The sequence below is a fragment of the Paenibacillus sp. Y301 genome, from assembly GCF_059445505.1.
Genome location: NZ_JCAIUL010000017.1, coordinates 42,525 through 62,611, shown reverse-complemented (window position 1 = coordinate 62,611; position 20,087 = coordinate 42,525). Strand labels below are relative to the sequence as shown.

The 20,087-nt window shown below is 36.7% G+C and carries 25 protein-coding genes and 1 pseudogene; 3 read left to right on the top strand and 23 right to left on the bottom strand.

What is annotated here, in order from left to right; all coding sequences use genetic code 11:
- Window positions 1–77: 77 nt before the first annotated feature.
- The 6 genes from AC1D69_RS21795 to AC1D69_RS21770 form a co-directional block, all read right to left on the bottom strand.
- Window positions 78–863, bottom strand: coding sequence for an aminoglycoside phosphotransferase family protein (locus tag AC1D69_RS21795; RefSeq protein WP_495458232.1), 786 nt, complete (start codon window positions 861–863; stop codon window positions 78–80).
- Between the two features lie 96 nt (window positions 864–959).
- On the bottom strand, window positions 960–1,346 hold the full coding sequence (locus AC1D69_RS21790) for a nuclear transport factor 2 family protein (protein WP_495458231.1): 387 nt from the start codon (window positions 1,344–1,346) through the stop codon (window positions 960–962).
- 66 nt (window positions 1,347–1,412) lie between these two features.
- A complete protein-coding gene (locus AC1D69_RS21785; RefSeq protein WP_495458230.1) occupies window positions 1,413–1,871 on the bottom strand; it encodes a hypothetical protein in 459 nt (152 codons plus the stop codon).
- Window positions 1,872–1,968: 97 nt separating this feature from the next.
- Complete coding sequence (locus tag AC1D69_RS21780) at window positions 1,969–2,997, bottom strand: alpha/beta fold hydrolase (protein WP_495458229.1); 1,029 nt, start codon at window positions 2,995–2,997, stop codon at window positions 1,969–1,971.
- Window positions 2,998–3,075: 78 nt separating this feature from the next.
- On the bottom strand, window positions 3,076–3,735 hold the full coding sequence (locus tag AC1D69_RS21775) for a hypothetical protein (RefSeq protein ID WP_495458228.1): 660 nt from the start codon (window positions 3,733–3,735) through the stop codon (window positions 3,076–3,078).
- A 55-nt stretch (window positions 3,736–3,790) separates the two neighbouring features.
- Entirely contained in the window at window positions 3,791–4,252 is a 462-nt protein-coding gene (locus AC1D69_RS21770; protein ID WP_495458227.1) for a GNAT family N-acetyltransferase, read from the bottom strand.
- A gap of 167 nt (window positions 4,253–4,419) precedes the next feature.
- On the opposite strand from AC1D69_RS21770, the gene AC1D69_RS21765 reads away from it, so the two are divergent.
- The gene (locus AC1D69_RS21765) at window positions 4,420–4,668 is read left to right on the top strand and encodes a PepSY domain-containing protein (protein WP_495458226.1); all 249 of its coding nucleotides are present in this window, start codon (window positions 4,420–4,422) and stop codon (window positions 4,666–4,668) included.
- A gap of 258 nt (window positions 4,669–4,926) precedes the next feature.
- On the opposite strand, the gene AC1D69_RS21760 is transcribed toward AC1D69_RS21765, so the two are convergent.
- On the bottom strand, window positions 4,927–5,259 hold the full coding sequence (locus tag AC1D69_RS21760) for a DUF3024 domain-containing protein (protein WP_495458225.1): 333 nt from the start codon (window positions 5,257–5,259) through the stop codon (window positions 4,927–4,929).
- Between the two features lie 349 nt (window positions 5,260–5,608).
- On the opposite strand from AC1D69_RS21760, the gene AC1D69_RS21755 reads away from it, so the two are divergent.
- Window positions 5,609–9,946, top strand: a complete 4,338-nt coding sequence (locus AC1D69_RS21755) for an endo-1,4-beta-xylanase (RefSeq protein WP_495458224.1) — start codon at window positions 5,609–5,611, stop codon at window positions 9,944–9,946.
- A 123-nt stretch (window positions 9,947–10,069) separates the two neighbouring features.
- Here AC1D69_RS21755 and AC1D69_RS21750 read toward each other — a convergent pair whose 3' ends face one another.
- From AC1D69_RS21750 to AC1D69_RS21700, 11 genes and pseudogenes are all read right to left on the bottom strand, one after another.
- Window positions 10,070–10,255, bottom strand: a complete 186-nt coding sequence (locus tag AC1D69_RS21750) for a hypothetical protein (protein ID WP_495458223.1) — start codon at window positions 10,253–10,255, stop codon at window positions 10,070–10,072.
- 69 nt (window positions 10,256–10,324) lie between these two features.
- Window positions 10,325–10,849 carry a GNAT family N-acetyltransferase gene (locus AC1D69_RS21745; RefSeq protein ID WP_495458222.1) on the bottom strand — a complete coding sequence of 175 codons (525 nt, stop codon included), beginning with the start codon at window positions 10,847–10,849 and terminating at the stop codon, window positions 10,325–10,327.
- A gap of 35 nt (window positions 10,850–10,884) precedes the next feature.
- A complete protein-coding gene (locus AC1D69_RS21740; protein WP_495458221.1) occupies window positions 10,885–11,631 on the bottom strand; it encodes a metallophosphoesterase family protein in 747 nt (248 codons plus the stop codon).
- A gap of 53 nt (window positions 11,632–11,684) precedes the next feature.
- Window positions 11,685–12,119, bottom strand: coding sequence for a GNAT family N-acetyltransferase (locus tag AC1D69_RS21735; RefSeq protein WP_495458220.1), 435 nt, complete (start codon window positions 12,117–12,119; stop codon window positions 11,685–11,687).
- A gap of 41 nt (window positions 12,120–12,160) precedes the next feature.
- The gene (locus AC1D69_RS21730; protein WP_495458219.1) at window positions 12,161–12,694 is read right to left on the bottom strand and encodes a GNAT family N-acetyltransferase; all 534 of its coding nucleotides are present in this window, start codon (window positions 12,692–12,694) and stop codon (window positions 12,161–12,163) included.
- A 141-nt stretch (window positions 12,695–12,835) separates the two neighbouring features.
- A complete protein-coding gene (locus tag AC1D69_RS21725; protein ID WP_495458218.1) occupies window positions 12,836–13,207 on the bottom strand; it encodes a hypothetical protein in 372 nt (123 codons plus the stop codon).
- Between the two features lie 137 nt (window positions 13,208–13,344).
- Window positions 13,345–13,815, bottom strand: coding sequence for a GNAT family N-acetyltransferase (locus AC1D69_RS21720; RefSeq protein ID WP_495458217.1), 471 nt, complete (start codon window positions 13,813–13,815; stop codon window positions 13,345–13,347).
- A gap of 132 nt (window positions 13,816–13,947) precedes the next feature.
- A pseudogene (locus tag AC1D69_RS21715) lies at window positions 13,948–14,470 on the bottom strand (GNAT family N-acetyltransferase).
- A 53-nt stretch (window positions 14,471–14,523) separates the two neighbouring features.
- The gene (locus AC1D69_RS21710) at window positions 14,524–15,063 is read right to left on the bottom strand and encodes a histidine phosphatase family protein (RefSeq protein WP_495458216.1); all 540 of its coding nucleotides are present in this window, start codon (window positions 15,061–15,063) and stop codon (window positions 14,524–14,526) included.
- A gap of 94 nt (window positions 15,064–15,157) precedes the next feature.
- Complete coding sequence (locus tag AC1D69_RS21705) at window positions 15,158–15,937, bottom strand: LD-carboxypeptidase (RefSeq protein ID WP_495458215.1); 780 nt, start codon at window positions 15,935–15,937, stop codon at window positions 15,158–15,160.
- 6 nt (window positions 15,938–15,943) lie between these two features.
- Window positions 15,944–16,396 (bottom strand): hypothetical protein, encoded by a 453-nt coding sequence (locus AC1D69_RS21700; protein WP_495458214.1) that lies wholly within the window; start codon window positions 16,394–16,396, stop codon window positions 15,944–15,946.
- A gap of 271 nt (window positions 16,397–16,667) precedes the next feature.
- Here AC1D69_RS21700 and AC1D69_RS21695 point away from each other — a divergent pair, with 271 nt between their 5' ends.
- Window positions 16,668–17,132 carry an AraC family transcriptional regulator gene (locus tag AC1D69_RS21695; protein ID WP_495458213.1) on the top strand — a complete coding sequence of 155 codons (465 nt, stop codon included), beginning with the start codon at window positions 16,668–16,670 and terminating at the stop codon, window positions 17,130–17,132.
- Between the two features lie 144 nt (window positions 17,133–17,276).
- Here AC1D69_RS21695 and AC1D69_RS21690 read toward each other — a convergent pair whose 3' ends face one another.
- The 5 genes from AC1D69_RS21690 to AC1D69_RS21670 form a co-directional block, all read right to left on the bottom strand.
- Window positions 17,277–17,789 carry a GNAT family N-acetyltransferase gene (locus tag AC1D69_RS21690; RefSeq protein ID WP_495458212.1) on the bottom strand — a complete coding sequence of 171 codons (513 nt, stop codon included), beginning with the start codon at window positions 17,787–17,789 and terminating at the stop codon, window positions 17,277–17,279.
- A 123-nt stretch (window positions 17,790–17,912) separates the two neighbouring features.
- Window positions 17,913–18,377: an NUDIX hydrolase gene (locus tag AC1D69_RS21685; RefSeq protein ID WP_495458211.1), complete on the bottom strand. Its 465-nt coding sequence runs from the start codon at window positions 18,375–18,377 to the stop codon at window positions 17,913–17,915.
- A 117-nt stretch (window positions 18,378–18,494) separates the two neighbouring features.
- Window positions 18,495–18,836, bottom strand: coding sequence for a hypothetical protein (locus AC1D69_RS21680; RefSeq protein WP_495458210.1), 342 nt, complete (start codon window positions 18,834–18,836; stop codon window positions 18,495–18,497).
- 161 nt (window positions 18,837–18,997) lie between these two features.
- Window positions 18,998–19,294: a hypothetical protein gene (locus AC1D69_RS21675; RefSeq protein WP_495458209.1), complete on the bottom strand. Its 297-nt coding sequence runs from the start codon at window positions 19,292–19,294 to the stop codon at window positions 18,998–19,000.
- Between the two features lie 145 nt (window positions 19,295–19,439).
- Window positions 19,440–19,925 carry a DUF5412 family protein gene (locus AC1D69_RS21670; RefSeq protein WP_495458208.1) on the bottom strand — a complete coding sequence of 162 codons (486 nt, stop codon included), beginning with the start codon at window positions 19,923–19,925 and terminating at the stop codon, window positions 19,440–19,442.
- Between the last annotated feature and the right edge of the window lie 162 nt (window positions 19,926–20,087).

Here is a 20,087-nt window from a genome sequence, read left to right as displayed (position 1 = left end):
TTTTCAAGCACCCAAATCCCCCATTCTTCCTGAGTTATGTTAATAACTAAATAGTCTCTACAGGATACCGACCGACATTATTTTGTTAATCTTGTATGTAATTCATCTTTAACCTCTTGCCTATATTCCCCTTGCATCTCATCAATTCGTGCTGCTAAAGTTGGTATCATCCATCGTTCAAGGAATCCATCATTCATATCAGCAAGCTTAACATATTCACTTAAATATTCTCTGTTAAAAAACTCTCGATACTCTCTATGAATTAACCAATTTGGTACATTAGGTGGTAGCGAATGTGATTGAATCATCATTGATGTTCTTGTAACATCAGCCTCTGGGTTACCTACTAATAGATTCATCCAATCAATTATAATTGGACCCTTAGGTGAAATAATAATGTTATCTGGATGAAAATCATAATGACATATCGTATTACCATCAGGTAATGATTTTAACACATCTATAATAATGTGCTTATCATCATTGGATATCTCTTGTGAATGATTAACTTTATTGGTTATTTCCGATTTAAGATTTGGAATTAACTTGTTCTCTACATTATGAATCTCATATTGAAGATTTGCCATCAACTTAGCATTGTAAGATATACTCTCTTGTGTTGGTTCGATATGCCATAACATCGTAGGGCCATCAATTCTCTCTTGAACGATCCCCATCTTTCCTTCATATTCGATTAGTCCAGAATACAGAGGTGAACTCAACTCTAAGTTATTAATTAATTCTGCATTTTTCGCCTCATTCATTGCCCAATGTTGATCATAAAATATTTTTATAACCTCAGTATCTCCCCATCGATATACTCTTGCAGTGTTACCAATACCAATTAATTCTCCTATTTTCATGGTTCGGTTCGATCCTCTCTTTGAGTAATATGACGTTGCAAATGGACTATTTGTTGGTGTGTTTGTTTGTGAAGCTCCATGCAATTTCATTGATTCCTATGGTCTATATGGATAGAATTTTGTTCGCTTCATTTCGTATTCATTTAGTTCAATGATTAACGACTCTTTAAAATAGACTATACTTGCACCATCCCATACATATTCTGTAGCATCATAAATACACTTGAATGTCCATTCTACAAATGCGACATTACGTCTTTCATCAAATCCTATTTCTTTGATTGTCCAGTAATCAACCTTATTGTCACTTTGATTCCAGTGCGTAAACCAGTTTACCAATTCCTCTTTTCCTTCCATGACCGCACCAGTACATTCCCTAATAATGAATGCATCATGTACAACATTAGAAAACATTCCAATGTCTTTCTTAATCCATGATTCAAAATAATCATTAACAATTGATGTTGCTTGATTTCGATTCAATATACCCTCTCCCCTTCATTTCTCTCTTGGTCGACTAGGAAGCGCTATCAACGATACGTAAATGCTTCACTCTTTTGGAAGTTGTAAGTCTAATTTTTCAATTGTTTTTAAATAATTATTGTCACTAACGACCTTGTATATTGTGTGACCTGATTCCTTAAATATGACAATATAATTCTTATCTTCCATTACTTCCAATGCAATGAGGCTAGTACCATTCTTGTTATTTTCGAGATAAATTATTATAGCGTACTCAGTAATAGAAGATAGTTTGTTTACTTTTTTCAATTCAACAGCTAATACATCATCTAAAATTTTTTCTATCATTTCCTTATCTGTAATAGATATTATTGCCTTGTCTGTAAATCTCTCTATAGAGATTTTTACGATATCATCTTTGCTTACTTCCTCAAAAATTTCTTTTTGAATTGAAGTTAATTTTTGATTATTTAGTAAATATACAATTCCAATAATCACTATTACGAAAGCAAGAATAAATGTTATTGTTTTTTTTGAAATTTCCACCATATCCCTTCTAAGTTTATCTTATAACTGTTTAAGGACCAAAGGTCCGGGTGCCCTACCACTTAGCTGTTTGGGTCGGTTCGTTTTTATGACTCACTTAGAATAGCTCATTCAACCACTCTACGAATCGTTCTTTTTCCTCGAACTGCGGATAATGAGCCGACTCTTCAAATACAACAAAGTCTTTCACGGGAGCCTCTATTACATCAAAATAATCTCGTGCTGCATTAACAGATGTCATATAATCATATTTTCCCATAACAAAATAAGTAGGAATATCCAGGTGGTCAACAATGTCAGGTAAATGGTTTGCTAATACTTCTCTCAGTAAGATGTCTTGTGATTCTAGAACCCCTTTATAAAAACGAATCACATCCAGCCCATTATATTCAGGATTTAGAAGAAATCCTAAATTATAATCCCTGTTTTCGTTGATGAGTCTAGCTTTACCACCATATTTTTGAAGTAGAATTCTAGGTGTAAGTCCCTCACCCTGCTCAATCGAGTCTCGAAGAAGCTCTAAGCTTTTTACGTCTTCTAAATTACCAGCTTGGTTTGCCTGTTCCATCGTATATTCCAAGCTTTCCGACTCACTCTGAACCATATCTGCCATTTGTCCAATTCCTATATAAGCATTAAATTTATCAGGTGCCTTAGCAGCAGCTTTCATCCCTATATATGTACCAAATGAATGACCAATCAACACAACCTTATCTTGGCCTAGTTCCTCAGTAACATAATCCGTTAATGCCAACAAATCATCTACTAGCAAATCTGTTGTCAAATTCGAATAATTCTCAAAGAAGTGATGTGATTTCCCGCTCCCACGCTGATCATAATGTACAACAGTAAAATGTTGCTCAAGCTCCTGTTGATACTTCCTCACGTAAGGAATCTCAGAGCAACCAGGCCCACCGTGCACGAAGATAAGGATTGGATTCTTCCGATTAGTTCCCCTCATCATGACCTCATGACCTTCACCGTTGATCTCAACCTGTCCTAACATACTGATACTGTTCTGACCTTTAATTTCAGGTGTCCAAGTGGGAAATACCAAAGCTAGTATGACTATTAAAATGATAATAAGCATGGTGTGTTTAAATATTTTAACTAATTTTCTACGCATGACAAGGCTCCTTAAAAGAATAGTTCAACTCTATTTCTATGGACACATTGGACACATAAGAAAAATAAGAATGCCCTGTTAGGCATTAAAGTTTTGTCCTAATCTCTGTATGTATATCTCTTGGATCATATTTGCTGTTTCCTGAACAAAGTCATCCACTCCTGATTCCGTCATGTAAATAGGTTCATAATCTTTAGGAACTTTAGTATTGCAGTAAAAATAAGTTATGTTTTGGATTTGCTGAAAGGTTTGTCCTGTCGGAAAGACAGGCAAGCATTCCTGATAATGTTGAATATTTTGAAAAACAGTCCAAAAAATATGATTTGGATGTTCCATTAAATATTTAAAATCCAACCAATACCAATCTCTCTTACCAATTTGACTGTATTCGGGGGCATCTATTATGGCTTGATGTACTTTCTCCATTTTCTTTACTTTGGTCAACTTGATCCATTCTACATCTGTCATAAGATGAACATAATATCCTAAATAATAAGATCCTTTTGGAGTAGTAATATCTAGATTATTTAATCTATACTGTTGGAAGAACAACTCCGCTTGAATTTCACGTCCGTCCATAAAGTGTGTAACACGTTTTGGAGGAGTAAACTTTCCATCTTCGTTGACTAACCCACAATCCGGGCCAATATTACCAACTGGAAAATCCAATTCAGATACCGGGAGACCCCTCTTTATCAATTCTTCTGCAATTCTAAAATGAGTAACCCATGTGGTCATTATTCACTTCCCCTTCCATGTAAGCCATTGAATTTAAAAGATATGACCCCCCCTCTTAATGCCTTAGTTGATATTCATATATCCTTGTTTCATCACCATGTATTGAATATCCTTTACCTATATAATTCCAGTTGTTTTTCTCATAATAATTATTTAATTCTGTACATAAATACAGTCTTTCATATCCTTTCAGTCCTACTTGGGTTATTGCATGATTCTGAAGTTGTGTGCCTATGTTCTTCCCCCTATAATCTGGTTCAATATAGAGGCAAGCAAACCAAGGGAAAAGGTCTTGTCGACTATTCAAATCGCTCCTCAATAGCGCATATGACCCTATGATCTTATTGTCTTCCATTGCTATATAAAATCTAGGTAGATCACTCTGTGTCTCTGATGATCGTTCAATACAATCTTGATAGAATTTAACATTCGAATCTGAGCCCCATTGATTCCAAAAGTAATCTATCGCGTCCTGTACTAACTCTGACTTTTCCCTAATATCGAAAATTTGGATCATGTTCATTCTCCTAATCCTATCTTATTTTCTCTATACGTTGTTATCCGCATTTACTAAATTCAAAAATACATGGATTATATCCAAACTAACTGAATGAGAACGCACCAATAATTTGCCTAATACATATGGATAAATGAGCTGATTTTTTTATAAGGAGGATGTTCTCAATGTATGGGAATACTTATTACAATAACCCAACCCCTATGAATAGACATAGGATTACAATGCAACAAGCACAAGAAATAGCCCTACAACATGTACCTGGAAGAGTTATGCATGTAGATATGGATTTAGAAAATGGTGTTTTAGTTTATGAAGTTTTCATTATGACATCACAAGGCGAGATTTTTGAAGTAGAGTTGCTTGCGAAAAATGGTAAGATTTTAAAAATTGAACAAGAAAATGATGATGATTAGATATTCCTCATCATGATTAAAGCCATACATTACTGAACTAACGAGACGTCCGTTCTCCTCAGATAGCTCTTATCTCAGGGGAATGGATCCATCTGTTAGGGGTGTATGGTTCGGACCAAGTTATCTTGAATTGCTTGCATAATCGGTTAAAATGATCAATCCCAATAATATTCTTTGTTCTTTCCTTATCTTATGTATTAAAGAGATATATTCAATTTGTTCTTCTTCTCGAAATGATGTACTTATTTACACCTCTACTTACCCCCAGAACATTCCTAAATCATCGTTATCAACGGTTTTCAATTGTTTTTCAAAGTCCTCCTCCGGTGTAATATCTTCAACAAAATGCCATTTACTCTTGCTATCTCTCCAATACACTTTCCATTTGCTTTGTTCTAATCGAAATTGAGCAACCGGTAATTGTACCCATTGCTCACTCTTAAATCCTATTCTTTCTTCAATTAGAGTAACACTATCAGCTCTGAACTTATAATTAAGTTTCACTTGGTTTCTAATGTGTTTTGGCACTTTCTTTTCAATGTAATCTGACATTATCTTATTAATTCTCTTTTTAGTGAATTCATCTAGCATAAGTACACCTCGATAGTTTTAACGTATTTTTTATTTTCATTTTAACATAGTGCAATGCTTTCTGATAACGTTTGGCACTCCTGAATTTCGATCTTTAATTTTAGATGAATCTTATATTATCCTGCTATCAGCTTCCCCAGCGGATTTGTCTTCTTGTCGAGGGCGTTTTGCAATACACCCATCCATTTTCTCCTTATATTTACAGATATATATTTTTTAGAGTATAATCTATGATTTTTCTAGTAAAAGGTTACGTGTAAAACGATATGATTAGTAAAGGAAGGAGGGTTGGTTGGCACTCGATTTTTTTGTGAAAGCGCTTTAAATATTCGAAGGAGGTTTAAGAATAATGAAGCTAAAGTGGCAAAAGGTAGTTGCGGTGTTGCTTGCAATTCTGCTGCTCGTTCCCGCAGGATGGGTTGCACCCGTGGCGGCGGATACGTCGACTACGGTTTATCATGAAACCTTTAAAAATCCGACAAATGTACCCAAACAGTCTGGGGGTCCCACCGTTGAACATGTCAATAAATTGTTTGATGGAAATGAGGACGACGGAGCTCTCCACCTCACCAACAGGAAAGAAACTTGGGATGGTCTTGACTTTGATTTTGCCGATATTCGTTTGCAGAATGGAATTACATACAAAATTACTATAAAAGGTTATGTGGATAGTGACGTAGTTGTTCCCCAGGCTGCCGTTGCTTCCCTTCAACCGGTGAACGCATCAACCAATGCATACGGTGACTGGATTACGAGTTCAGCATTAACAGCTGGCCAAACGTTCACACTATCCGCAGATTATACTGCAAATGCAACTACTTATGCTACTTTGCGCATTGGATCTAATGAAGCAGGAGCAGAGGTTCCCTTCTACATTGGAGATGTCCTGATTACGACTGAGGAGGACTCTACTCCTCCCCCCACATCTGGTGAATTCGAACCGATTCAGGTCGCTACCTATAATTTTGATGAAGGTACAACACAAGGATGGGGTAATCGTGGGGCTGGTGTAGCAACTCCATCAACCGAAGCCTTCCGCTCAGGCACACACAGCCTTAAAGTAACCGACCGCACAGATAATTGGCATGGAACGGAAATTTCAATGACAGACCTGCTTCTAAAGGACGCCGAATATCAAATTACAGGCCACGCCAAACTGGTTGCAGATCAACCGACAAGCAGCACTAAGCTCACCATGATCGTTCAAAATGGAGATACACCTGATTATAAGGAAGTAACACCGCTAACTGAAGTAACGGATCAAGAGTGGGTAGAATTAAAGTCTATTCAGAATTTCAAAGTGGAGGATTTCACCTCGCTTACACTCTATGCTGAAAACGACGATGCTACCGCTCAATTTTACCTAGACGATATTACGATCACAATGGTGGTTCCGCCAATCGACTTGCTGCATGATTTTGAAGATGGAGAGCTTGGGGATTGGGTGCGCAGAAGCGGTGAGGGCAATATTGCAGTAACTTCAGTTGATAATCATACTGAAGACGGCGAATACAGTCTAGAAACGACTGGAAGCGCACAATATGACGGCGCATTATTAAGTGTAGCTGGTAAGCTGCAGAAAGGTCATCAATACAGATTGTCGGCTTGGGTCAAGATGGCTGAGGGCCAAGCAGATACAGAACTTAGGATAAGCGTTCAAAATGGAAGCAGTTATTCCAACGTGTCTCCGAATGGCACGGTTACCGATGATAACTGGGTTCTGTTAACCGGATTATATACACAATCTACAACCCCAGACGATGTGTTGAACGCATATGTTGAAATTGCGGAGGACTATAAGGAGCCGAGAACCTTCCTTCTCGATGATTTCAGGTTAACGTATAACCAAGTTGTAGCAGGCCCTAATCCGGATGACTCACTGACTTCCATCCATGAGGTGTATAAGGATTACTTCCCTATTGGTAATATCATGAATCCGGGAGATTTTAATGATGAAGAAAAGCTGGATTTTCTAAAGAAACATTATGTACTCATGAGCGCAGAGAATAACATGAAACCAGATTACACTTATAATGGCAGAGATTTTAATTTTACGAATATGGACGAACTTGTAAAAAATGCACTGGATAATGATTTCCTGGTTCATGGACACGTGTTAGTATGGCACTCGCAATCCCCAGAATGGTTGCATACAAATAATGGTCAACCTTTACCTAGGAATGAAGCACTAACAAACCTAAAGAACCATATTCGGACGGTTGTCGAACATTATGGTGAAGATGTGATCTCTTGGGATGTTGTCAATGAAGCAGTAGAAGATTCGTTATTGAATAACCCGACCGAATGGCGAACAACGCTTCGGAATTCCGGCTGGCTTCGTGCAATTGGACCGGATTTCATCTATGAATCGTTTAAGGCAGCTAGAGAAGCCATCGACGACAATGGATGGGATATTGATCTCTATTACAACGATTACAATGATGACAATCAAGCAAAAGCAACAGCCATCGCCAGCATGGTTAAAGAACTTAACGACAAATACTTCATTGAGACTGGCAAGAAGCTGATCGATGGCATTGGCATGCAATCCCACTATAACTTGAATACTAATCCGGATAATGTGAGAGCGTCTATCGAGCGATTCAGAGATATCGGTGTAAAAGTCGGTGTAACAGAACTCGATGTTACGGCCGGAAGCAACGGTGCTCAGACTGAAGAACAAATGAAAGCACAAGCCTATTTGTATGCAGAGTTGTTCCAAATATATAAAAATTATAAAGAGACTATCACGCGAGTTACTTTCTGGGGTGTTGATGACGGCACGAGCTGGAGAAATGAGAACAGCCCCCTCATATTCGATAGTCGATACCAAGCCAAACCAGCTTATTACGCAGTAATTGATCCGGACAAATATATCGAAGAGAACCCTCCCGTGGAGAAAGACATCCTCCAATCCACCGCTGTTTACGGTAAGCCTGTCATGGATGGGACGGAAGATGACGTGTGGAGTAAGGCGCCATTACTACCGCTCAATCGTTATCAATCGGCACATAATGGCGCAACAGGAGTAGCTAAAGCACTCTGGGATGAAGATAACCTATATGTCCTGATCGAAACGAATGATACCGAACTGGATGACACAGCTAGTGCAGCGCACGAACAGGATTCTGTCGAAGTCTTCTTAGACGAGAATAACGCCAAATCAACATCTTACCAAGCTGATGATGCCCAGTACAGAGTCAACTTTAAGAACATTGCAACATTTAACCCTGGAAGTGCTGAAGAAGGATTCAAATCCTTCACCGTTACAGGAGATACCTATTATAGGGTCGAACTGAAGATTCCATTCAAGACGATTGATCCAGTCAACAATACAAAGATCGGGTTTGATGCACAAGTCAATGATGCTAGTGACGGTGCTCGCCAAAGCGCAGCGATCTGGAACGACCTGACTGGAGCAGGATGGCAGGATCCCTCCGTATTCGGTATTCTTACACTTACCGGAAAACCTGATAGTTCATCTCTATCAGATCCTTCACCTTACGTCCCTGTCCCTGCCCCTACTGCTCCTGCTCCTGACAACAAGCCTATATTGACAGTGAAGGACGGGCAATCGAAAGTTAAAGTGACTGCTGACTACCTGAATCAAGAATTTGAAAAAGCATTAATAGGACCAAACGGCAAGAAGCAAATTGTCATCGAGGTCAAAGCGCAAGAAGGCAATGTCTCCAGTGCTGTCGAATTCCCAGCATCAAGCCTGAACCGCAATGAAGCATTTGTATTAACGCTGAAGACGCCGCAAGGCACAATTGACATACCGAGCAATATGTTTTCAACCCTTGCTGGGATGGACGGGAAGAATATCACGATCAGTATCGCTTCGGCCAATGTGGATGAGCTAGACACCGCAGTCCGCGAGCAAATCGGCAATCGCCCGGTGATTCAATTGAACGTCCTTGTTGACGGCAATATGATTACCTGGAACAATCCGAATGCTCCGGTTACGATAGCTATACCGTACGCACCTACTACCACAGAACGGGCAAATCCGGATCAAATCCTGATCTGGTATATCGACGGAGACGGTCATGCATATGCGGTACCTAATTCGCGTTATGATGCGGCTAACGGCGTAGTCCGTTTCCACACGACACACTTCAGCAAATATGCCGTTGCCTATGTACTTAAGTCATTCAATGATCTTGGCAACGTTCCTTGGGCGAAGCATGCTATTGAAGTGATGGCATCCCGTGATGTGATCAAGGGCGTAGGTAACAGCTCGTATAAACCATCCGAAACCATCAAAAAAACTGACTTCATCACAATGCTTGTACACGCATTGGAGCTCCAAAGCACCGGAGAAGCGGGACTGATGTTCAGCGATGTGAAAGCGACAGACTATTTCTACAACGAAGTGAGAATCGCCAAAGAACTGGGCATTGCCACCGGAACAGGCAACAATCAATTTAATCCTCATGGCAGTATTACCCGTCAGGAAGCGATGGTTTTTGCGGCTAAGGCCATGGCGGCAGCAGGCATTGAATTGGCCAAGGGCTCACTGGATGCGTATTCGGACGCAGATCAAGTTGCCGATTATGCGAAAGAAAGCGTATCAGCACTTATCCAAGCCAGTATTGTAAATGGCATAAATGACAAGATCACGCCGAAAGAATCACTCACTCGTGCGCAGGCAGCCGTTATCCTCTATCGGATATGGAATTACTAACATGATCTTAAAGAAGCACTCTCGAGGAGAGTGCTTCTTTTTTCGCGTTATGATGGTTATTCCTGGGTAGACAGAGTTTATACAGAAAGACATGCTAAGATAGTTATGCAACAGGAATTAAGTTCAGTTTTTTTTATCATCAATTAACATCTCTTTCTCAAGTTCTTCTTCAATCTCCTGATCCGTCATATTGAATTCATCTTTCTCCTCAATTCCTAACTTTGCTTTTATGATCTGTAAATCGGAATGAATTTCTTTTGTTCTATTGTGTGTACTTAGAATTAATCCAAAGGTTATAGAAATCAGCACCAAAATTCCATAGGGTCCGAAAAATATAGTTAATATAGTGGCAGCTACTATGGCGATAAGTGTACATCTTTATTCAACCTTTATCCAAAATCGATTCACAACATTCCCATCTTGTTCAACAAAATCCTTATCCTGCACTCCGCCATTCTTTAGAATAGTTTTCTTCGATGCAAGATTGTGATCATCACAAGCAACAAGAGCATCTTTAATTCCCAGCTCTTTACTCTTTTCCAATGCTAATGATAATAGCTTAGTTGCATAACCCTTTTGCCTTTCAGATGGGCGAATACCATATCCAATATGTCCACCACAATGAAAGAGTTTTTCAGTCAAAACATGTCTTATATTAACTGCTCCTACTACTTTTCGGTGATCAATGACTAACCAGAATGTACTACTTGGTACCCTTCCCTCAGGTATATACTTTTCATCCTCATTCTTAAAAAGAAAATCGAGCATCTCTTCGAATTCAGTAGGATCCTTTTTAATTACCCAGGGGACCATCGCTTCATTTGAGTCTTTCCAGTCTTTAAAAAATTCTGTATATTCTTCTTTCAATTCAATTGTTGGAATGATTAATGAGATATTGGGCATATATGAATGACCTCCTTGAATCATGGAATGGATATTTACACTTTGATTGCTCTCCCAGTCTTTATAGCCACAGCATAATCTTGTCGTCCGTTAGCTTCAGCAATTGAACTAGCTTTTTCCCAATCATAGTGAATCATTACATGTTCAAAACTCCATTTTCTTGACGCAGTTTTGTAGGCAATAACATAATCTGCATAAGGTGAATTTGACTCCATCACATGTGGATATGGCAATTCATCATCATAGGCAGGCAAACCCACACTACCCGCATTTATAATGAACTTACCATTCGGTAAATAAGTAGTTCTAAATACGTGACTATGTCCACAAAAGATAACATTCTGCGGAACTTTCTCAAGTTCTATTGAGAGATGCACGAGACTTTTATATCTAACACCATCTTCATTTAATTCTTCTAACAAATACTGGTTATTTAAAAATGGAGTTCCATGACAAAACAAAAGGTCTTCAAACACCCATGTTTTTTTAAACGAACTAATCCAGTTCTTGATCTCATAATTTAGTATTGGTTTTAAAAATTTATAAGTAGCCGAGTTACTTTCCTCTTTCAGAAGAATTTCATCACAATTCCCCATAATATTTATTATATTTTTGTTGTCCATTAATTGTTTTGCGGTACCTAATGGATCAATCGGACCGAACAAACTATCTCCTAAATTCACAACGAATTGAATGTCCCGTGCCGAAATATCCTTTAGCACAGCTTCTAATGCGATACTATTACTATGAATATCTGAAATAATTGCGATTGATTCATGCATGAGTATCCTCCTAACTGATTTTTAACCTCCTTGAATTATTTGCTATTGTCTGATTAATACACCAGTTTATAAACAACTTCCCCATCGATTACTCGTCCATCTGCTTCAAAGCCTAATTTCTCATATAATTGTTTCGCCCACACATTCTCTGGTTCAAAGCTTATGTATATGACCCTATGTTGTATATCTTCTTTAATTCTTTCAATGAGTTTCTCCATAGCTAACTTGCCATAACCTTTTGACTGATGTTTAGTGTCTATCATTAATCGATAGATCCAATATTCATGATCCTCTTCATCAATACAATACATCGTAAATCCTGTTAGAACATCATCGTTATAAATTGCCAAGCAAACACACTCTGGAAATGCCTTAGCCTGTGCGAGCGAAAACAAATTACTTGCTACAAACTCACTTTGTTCGTCAGCTACTTTCAGCTTAATGACCTCAAAAAAATTATTTCGATCTATTTCCTTAAATGCGATCATAAATGCTCCCCCACTCAAAATCTAGAAATGATAACAAAAGCTTATAGTGAAAACTCTAATTGAAAATCCCTTGGGTCGTTTTCGTATAATTTCATATTTATTTCTATCGCCTCTTTACAACCCAATGCACAATAAAATGCAATTGTCTCTTCGGCAGAACCTGCACAAATATATATTTTATCTGCTTGCCACTCTTTCGCTATTTTTGCCATCATCAAAAACAACTCTTTTCCTATTCCTTTATTTCTATGTTCTAACGTGATAAATAATTGATCTAATACAACATAATTATACTTTTCACCAAAGACCTCTCGGTTTATTGTTGCAAAACCTATTAACTTGTTATTGCTATCAAAAGCACCTACCGCTTCACCACCATTTAAGATCGTTTCTTTCAGACTATTAAAATGGTGTTCGTAACCATTAGCCCAATCAGGATCTTGATAATTAATTTCGACTAACTGGCGTGTTTTGTTAACTTCTCTCCAAGCTTTTTTAATATACTGTGATGGATTCATATCATTTATTAGTTCACAATCTTCTACCGCCAATTCCCTATACTTCACAATTAGCATAACTTCTCTCCCCAATTCTCATAGAATAAAAGGTCATTTAAATAAGTTTAACAACGCTGGTGAGGAATTAATAGGTAGAATACTTCTTTAGTTGAACTATCCGCTTAACTTTAATGATTTTCTAAAACTATGCCGTGATCACTATGTCGTACTTTTGAAAAGATCGTCAATGGCCTGAACAGCTAATTCCAAAGCTTGTATTCTTCGTTCTAAAAGTGTTCTTTGCGGACTACCTGCCTTTAACTTTGCATAAGCGTTTTTAATTGATGGGAATAAACCAGTAAGAGTAATACGAGCTCCTACTAAATCTTCTTGGGTATAATTATGAGGTTCGTGATTCCAAACGTTCTCTAACATGGCTAAGCCAATGTAAAAAGCTTTAAGCCGTTTCTTTATTAAAGTAGTACTTGCGCCTTTTTGAACCATCTGAGCTAAACTATTTTCGGATTTGCTAATTGTCGATTGAAAGGATGTTATAGCTTCCAATTTAACTACATCTGATATGCTTTCCATGTTAGTAGTGCCGTCCTCTCTTTAATATCGTTTAGAATCGATTCAATTTATATAATGGATATCCTCCACGCAACCTTGTAGTTTCTTTTGTTTCTGGGAATGGGTTCTTCATATTTATCCCCCCCATTTTTTCAAGCTTAGAAGATAATTTCATAATCTATATGTTCAACATTTTGATTTCCCCTTGTCTTACATATGGTAAATCCAACACTTTCATACATCCGCTGAGCGGGGATTAGATCATCATTCGTAGTTACTATTATTTTTTCCACATCATTGTGTGTGATTCTATGAATTGCTTCTCGAAGCTGTAATTTACCATATCCATTTCCTTTGTATTTCGAAACAATGCAATTATCACCGATCTCCGCATACTCAGGCATATTTCTTGGGTCCCATGCAACGAATCCAATCGCTTCACCGTTTAGTGTTGTTACAAAGCAGTATTTGTCTGCGATTTGTAAATTGTCGAAGAAGAAATCGTCATTCTCTTGCCATTTAGATTTGCATGCTTGTTCATATTTACAGTCAAAGGAATACGAATCTTTCAATAATTCAATAAATATCCCGCGATTGAATTCGCTCACTTTTTTAAATTCAATACTCATTTACTAAGAATCCCCCTGTTCTTGGAAATTGATAACTATCAACAATCTTATGTAAAAGTCCGCCATGTGTAATTACGCTGTTATGCGCTGCCTTTGCCTTGTTAGAAAATCCATTTAACAATTATTAATTCTTTATAACTTTTTATACCAAAATATTGCTTTTTCGTGTGCTGTTGGAAATTTCGAATATAACATACTGTCAACGGCACCAATCATGAAGTTATTCTTGGCATAAAAACGACAGGCAAATAGATTAACATCCTGCGTCTCAAGCATTAGACCGATTAAATCATTTTGTTTTGCCCACTCTAAAGCCCTATTTACTAAGGCAGTCCCTATCCCTTTATTTCTTCTCCCTTTAGCAACTGAAATTTCCTCGATAAAAGCAAACCCGTTCCAATGTTCACGAAGTCTTATCTGACCGGTACATTCACCTTTTTCATAATACAAGTAAACAGCTTTATTTCTTATCATCAATATAACTGTTATCAATGCTCTCCATGTCATATTGTTTAATATATTGTTCATCAAATATCTCTTCTTGATATGACCATATTCCATCTTCATACTTGGGGATAATTCTTCCGCTAACAGTAAAATCATCATTGGGTTTGTTATAATCATGTTTATTTGATTGAGTCATTTTTCTTATCATTTGAACAACTTCCTTTATATCATGTTATAGATCAAATGTTTCCTCTTCCTGAGTCACCTCCAAATCCGCTCTATGGTTGATTTATTATTATGTATTTCTATTTTATATATATCTGGGTTAGATAGGGATTTCCAATCTTCAAACCCAAATTCCTTATTATATTGTTTTATGATTAAAGACATCAGAGCTCCATGAGTCACGATCACAATGGTATCTTCAGGTCTTGCAACCATTTCTTGAATCACTTTCATTCCTCTATTTAGCGCTTCATTGGAAGACTCTCCACCCTCAAACTTCAAATCATAATCTGTATAAGTTCTTTCAAGAAGTTCCATCCAATGCTCTAAATGTGATGTACTCAGAATCCGTTCTTGTAATCGAACTTCAATATTTATTTTCAGTTTAATTGACATACTTAATGGTTGAATAGTGTTAATTGTTCTAATGAAAGGGCTTGAAATGATATATTCAATATTCTTATTCTGAAAAAAGTCAGCCAAATTCTCAGCTTGTTGCTTTCCTTCATCTGTTAGAACTGCTTGAGCATCTTGCCCAACAGCTTTACAATGTCTCACAAGATATATTCGCTTCATGGATCCTCCTAGATAAATAATCTTTCAGGGTATTCCACCTACGGAGTCGTATTCATGATGTCACTTCCCCTTAGATAGCTCAAATCTTATATACCTACTCAGTTATTCTTATCTCTACTGATTTATTGTATGCTTTAATTGATACTTGCCCTCCAATGGGAGATGTAATTAATGGGGATGTATGACCAAAATCTACATCTGCAATTACTGGGATCTTATCTAATTCTTTCTTTGATTTAATTATCTTTCTAAGGAGTTCTTTAGTCATATTTGCCGATTTCTGAAATCTTCCTATTACTATTCCTTTAACTCCTTGAAACATAGCTTGATGAATAATAGATTGCAAATCTCTATCAAAAGGTTCAGGAGGTGCTTCTTCTCCATCATTAATCACATAAGGTCCATCATTTTTAATGAAAGAACGGTTGTTTTGATCTAAAAACCATAAATCATCACTCCATTGTTTAGAAGGAATAATATTAATCGGCTCTTCCCACATCATCATTATTTTAAAATATTCTATTGTAAACTCATTACCATTAAGCATACCGAAGGTAGAGAAGTGAGGACCTGAATAGGTGATTAATCCTGTCTTTGTATAGATCACATTACTTAACGCAGTTATATCAGAATAACCACAAAATCTTTTTGGATTAGACTTAATTATTGGATAGTCGATATATCTTAATAATTGATTGCAGTTATAGCCACCTAGAGTAGATAATATCCCTTTGACGTTTGAATCTAAAAACGCATCATGTAGGTAGGTGCTTTCAATAATTCCACTCCCTTTATTAGATTTTGTCAGTCTATCACATAACGTTTGACATTCCTGACTTTCAATTGGCTTAAGAACCGCAATTTCGAGATACAAATCAAGTCATTTCGTAATTCCGTACCTTTGCTCTTCGTCCATCCACTGACTGACTTCTCGCCAACTCACCTTCCTCGCTGCAATCCAGTTCACTTCATAATTCTTTTTTTCTTCTGGACTCCAGTTCTGATCATCTGCCCAGTAATACACTCCATCCTTAAAGAGGAATGTTCCCCCATAGATAATGGAATCATAATTTTCATTGCTCGGTTCTATACTTAATTTAATTACTTCTTCAAATAACACTTCTATTGCTGAGGGATTTTCCCACTGTCTTTGGAATAATACTCTTATTCGATGATCTAATTTGTCACTAACGCTCATAGACAGATTGGAATCCACATAATGGTCAGTCCACATATACAGTTCTTTTAAACACGCATCATGAAACCCTCCAAAGTCATTCATTAATCTATCTATGTCTTCTTGTGTGTTTATAGATTTCCATTCTTCTATCATATTTAGCCTCATTTTTATTATTAATTTTGGTGGGATCAAGTGGTTTAATGACAATTTAGCTGAATTTCACATATGTCAGCAATATAAAACTGAAATAGATTGATAGATAGACTTCTATGTCTGTACCTCCATTAAACATTCAATTTAACATCAGAGTTTCCTCCCACTTTTCTGTAACTCCACTTGGTATTCGAAAAAACTTATGTAAATATTTTTATATCATGTTAGCATTCGTTGTGTACCCAATATAATCCAGAAAGGAAATAAAAAGATGACTATTAGATTTGAAATCATGCCAAAAACTCGCATTGTATTTGTGCGGCAAGTAGGTCCATATGGTCCTAAGAACATTCATGCCATGGAAGCATTAAAGAAGTGGGCTAAAGAAAATAAGTTACTGAATGTATCATCAATACTACTTGGAATAGCACAAGATAATCCTGAAACAACACTTCCTGAAAACTGTCGTTATGATGCTTGTATTGTTATTTCAGACGATTATCACATAAATAAAACGGATAACAACATTTCCGAAACTGAATTCGCTGGTGGAAATTATGTAACCTATGAAGTGAAACATACCGCCGAAGATATTCAAAAAGCATGGGTTGATATTTTTCCAGCGCTATCTAAAAGTGGATATCAAATAGACAACAAACCCATATTCGAAAGATACATTGGTGATATGTTGAATCACAATTATTGCGAGATATGTATACCTGTAAAAGCGTTATAGTCTATTTAAAAAGTTATACTTGTTCTAAACCCTTTTTCTCCATTATTTCACCTAACGTTACCATGATCACGACGGGAGGCTTATCCCTAGATGTGTGAATAAAACGTTAGGTGATGTTAATGCCAACTTTGAACTTTGATTTTGCTAGAAAAAAGCTTTCGGGTATTTTAGTTCCCCTTTTATTTCATGAAGTTTTCCATCTTCCACTTCGTATACCATGAATACTTCATCAGGCACTTCGAATTGTTTCAATTCTAATCCATACTTTCTTGCTGGCTTAAACCCCAGTCTTGGATAGTAACTAGGATGTCCTATTAACAAAATGATGCTATATCCTAAGGCTTTACATCGTCTTATTCCTTCCTCGATTAATTCACTTCCTATTCCTTGTTTTTGACGATTAGGTTTAACCGCTATGGGAGCCAGGACAATAACTGTAGATACCTTCTTGTGGTCTTCTACTATGGCTTTACTCAATAACAAGTGCCCCACAATTTCGTTGTCCATCTCTGCCACTATGCTTAACTCTGGTACAAACTCTTCAGATTCTCTAATCCTCTCAATTAATATTGATTCATCTTCTCTATTTCCGAAGGCTAGGTAATTCAATTTAAATACTTCTTCGAAGTCCTGTACAGTCTCAGTACGAATGATCATGATAAAATCTCCCCTCTAATGTTAATTACTTAGAATCTAAATGTAATACCATTAATTCTTCATCTAAATATTTTTCATTATGTTTTAATGCATGGCATTCTCGATTCTCCAAAAGAATTGATTTTATCCCCTTAATTCATTTAAATATTTCATTATGATCGGTAGGTCTGGAGGACTTATTTGAGCTGGTATCTTATCTAACTCGAAAAATTGAATATCCTTCACCTCATCTCCATCGCCTCTAATGAATCCACTGTAATCTTTACATATATAAGCAGCAACCACGTTATATACTTCATCTCCATTTGGGTATCGGTAATATTGATCCATTCCTGAAAACAGTTCAAAAAATTCTAATTCTTTAGCATCTAATCCTACCTCTTCAAACAGTTCCCTTCGTGCAACTTCTTTGATCTCTTCCCCAGGTTCCATTGAACCTCCCGGTAATCCCCATAAACCATTATCAGTTCTTTGTTGTAATAATAATCGACCTTCTGCGTCTATAAGAATCACGCATGCTCCTGCCATAATTATAGGTTGTGTTCCTACTAACTCTCTTATTTGTCTTATGTAATTCAAGATCTTCACGTCCCTCTTTTGATCTTCATTTGTCTTACATGGCTTTTGGTTTTATTATTACTATCCTAAATTTCACGTCATGGAACCAAGGAGAGTCTGTGAGCGACGTGCAGAATGTTTGTTGTGTCATAGAGGATTCAATGTTTTTAATAATAGCTCTATTGATTCTAAGTTTCTTTTATCGATATTTAAAGGTCGTTGTATAGTTACCCCTATTACTTCTTTATTTATTTCTATAAAAAAAATACCTTGAACCATTACTTCTCCTCTTGATAGGCCCTCAAAAAGAGTATTCAAGCATAAATAATCCTGGTACTTCATGAACGCTGGTTCAAAGTAGATTTCTTTGCGCTTGTCAATTTCAATATTTTTATCTTGAAATTGAGCAATATTTAAATATGATCTTGCCTCAAAGAACTTAGTGTCTTTATGAACCCTTCCAGAAAAAACGATACGAACATTTTCCAATCCTGATATTTCATATTCAATACCATCTTCAAAAGTATTAATTACAGTATTAGCTGGTAATAGTATTGAACCTTGGCTTCCGAAGAGGTCTTTATATTCAACTAATTCGATATCACCATCATTTAGAGATGATATAGCCCTCTCACGTTCTTCTTGATTTACTATTTGGATTTTTCCATTTTGGCTAAGAGCAAAGTTTGAATAGTTCTCTTGAAATCATAAAATTCAGTCTCAAGGGCATTGTCCGTTTTATTCTCCGGACCAAATGCACCCTCGGGATTAAACACCATTAAATTTTCGGTGCTATTCTTCAGCGTTTCTAATTCACGATTAATCCGTTTATTCTCTTCTGTTATGAGATTCAATGAATGGTTTTGATCGATATTTTGAAATAATAGATATGTAGCCAATATCATAAATAATAGGGTTAGAACAATGTATCTTTTAATGTTACCCAAATAAGTCACCTCACTAGTGATCCGTAAATACTCGTTAAATGTATAGCATAAATAATCTCCTTGAAAATCTTCAAAGCGATCAAGAGCATATGTATGTTGTGTTATCAGATGTTATAGCCATCGCGGATTTGCGCTCATGATCTTATTATTCATAGTTAATTCTAATTCCTTTAAATGTTCTTTTCTGCTTAAATACTTGTCCTACAGTATAATCAATAACTAAGCTATTTTTTTGGGACCATTGTATACTTACCGGTTCATATGTAACAAATACATTGCCAGTATCCGAGTCATTAATATTACGTCCACTTCTAACGATTGAAACCTGATTGCTTTTACGAGTTGTTGCACCACAATCCCTAATAAATACAACGGCTTTATATGTACCTTTTGGTTGAGGAATTTCGCTTATTATTTCATTGCCGCATGCAGTGCCAAACAACTTAAACGTCCCATATATAATCAATCCAACTCCAAGTATCAGAATGCAACATACAATACCTATCACTTTAAAAAATATCTTCCATGTTCGAACTTTTAATTCTTTTAAATCAGTTTCTTCTGGATCCCAAAGTTCATCGATCTCATTACGTTCCTCTATGTCCTTAATAATAATTACCTCGCTTTCCAATGCACCTTCATCTCGTTTTCTTCCCTTCCCTTCACTTACCGTTACTGTGGCACTCCATCCTGAAATTATTTTAGCAAAGAGGGCTTTGAAACAAGTGACTCAAGTTACCTAAAAACACGGGTCGGCAGACTTAGCTGGATGCAGAAGTGTATTGTTATCCGA

Excerpts from the sequence above, each read along its gene's own strand:
- AC1D69_RS21795 (WP_495458232.1), bottom strand. The coding sequence starts at position 863 with ATGAAAATAGGAGAATTAATTGGTATTGGTAACACTGCAAGAGTATAT.
- AC1D69_RS21780 (WP_495458229.1), bottom strand. The coding sequence starts at position 2,997 with ATGCGTAGAAAATTAGTTAAAATATTTAAACACACCATGCTTATTATC.
- AC1D69_RS21775 (WP_495458228.1), bottom strand. The coding sequence starts at position 3,735 with ATGACCACATGGGTTACTCATTTTAGAATTGCAGAAGAATTGATAAAG.
- AC1D69_RS21770 (WP_495458227.1), bottom strand. The coding sequence starts at position 4,252 with ATGATCCAAATTTTCGATATTAGGGAAAAGTCAGAGTTAGTACAGGAC.
- AC1D69_RS21765 (WP_495458226.1), top strand. The coding sequence starts at position 4,420 with ATGTATGGGAATACTTATTACAATAACCCAACCCCTATGAATAGACAT.
- AC1D69_RS21760 (WP_495458225.1), bottom strand. The coding sequence starts at position 5,259 with ATGCTAGATGAATTCACTAAAAAGAGAATTAATAAGATAATGTCAGAT.
- AC1D69_RS21755 (WP_495458224.1), top strand. The coding sequence starts at position 5,609 with ATGAAGCTAAAGTGGCAAAAGGTAGTTGCGGTGTTGCTTGCAATTCTG.
- AC1D69_RS21745 (WP_495458222.1), bottom strand. The coding sequence starts at position 10,849 with ATGCCCAATATCTCATTAATCATTCCAACAATTGAATTGAAAGAAGAA.
- AC1D69_RS21740 (WP_495458221.1), bottom strand. The coding sequence starts at position 11,631 with ATGCATGAATCAATCGCAATTATTTCAGATATTCATAGTAATAGTATC.
- AC1D69_RS21735 (WP_495458220.1), bottom strand. The coding sequence starts at position 12,119 with ATGATCGCATTTAAGGAAATAGATCGAAATAATTTTTTTGAGGTCATT.
- AC1D69_RS21730 (WP_495458219.1), bottom strand. The coding sequence starts at position 12,694 with ATGCTAATTGTGAAGTATAGGGAATTGGCGGTAGAAGATTGTGAACTA.
- AC1D69_RS21725 (WP_495458218.1), bottom strand. The coding sequence starts at position 13,207 with ATGGAAAGCATATCAGATGTAGTTAAATTGGAAGCTATAACATCCTTT.
- AC1D69_RS21720 (WP_495458217.1), bottom strand. The coding sequence starts at position 13,815 with ATGAGTATTGAATTTAAAAAAGTGAGCGAATTCAATCGCGGGATATTT.
- AC1D69_RS21710 (WP_495458216.1), bottom strand. The coding sequence starts at position 15,063 with ATGAAGCGAATATATCTTGTGAGACATTGTAAAGCTGTTGGGCAAGAT.
- AC1D69_RS21700 (WP_495458214.1), bottom strand. The coding sequence starts at position 16,396 with ATGATAGAAGAATGGAAATCTATAAACACACAAGAAGACATAGATAGA.
- AC1D69_RS21695 (WP_495458213.1), top strand. The coding sequence starts at position 16,668 with ATGACTATTAGATTTGAAATCATGCCAAAAACTCGCATTGTATTTGTG.
- AC1D69_RS21690 (WP_495458212.1), bottom strand. The coding sequence starts at position 17,789 with ATGATCATTCGTACTGAGACTGTACAGGACTTCGAAGAAGTATTTAAA.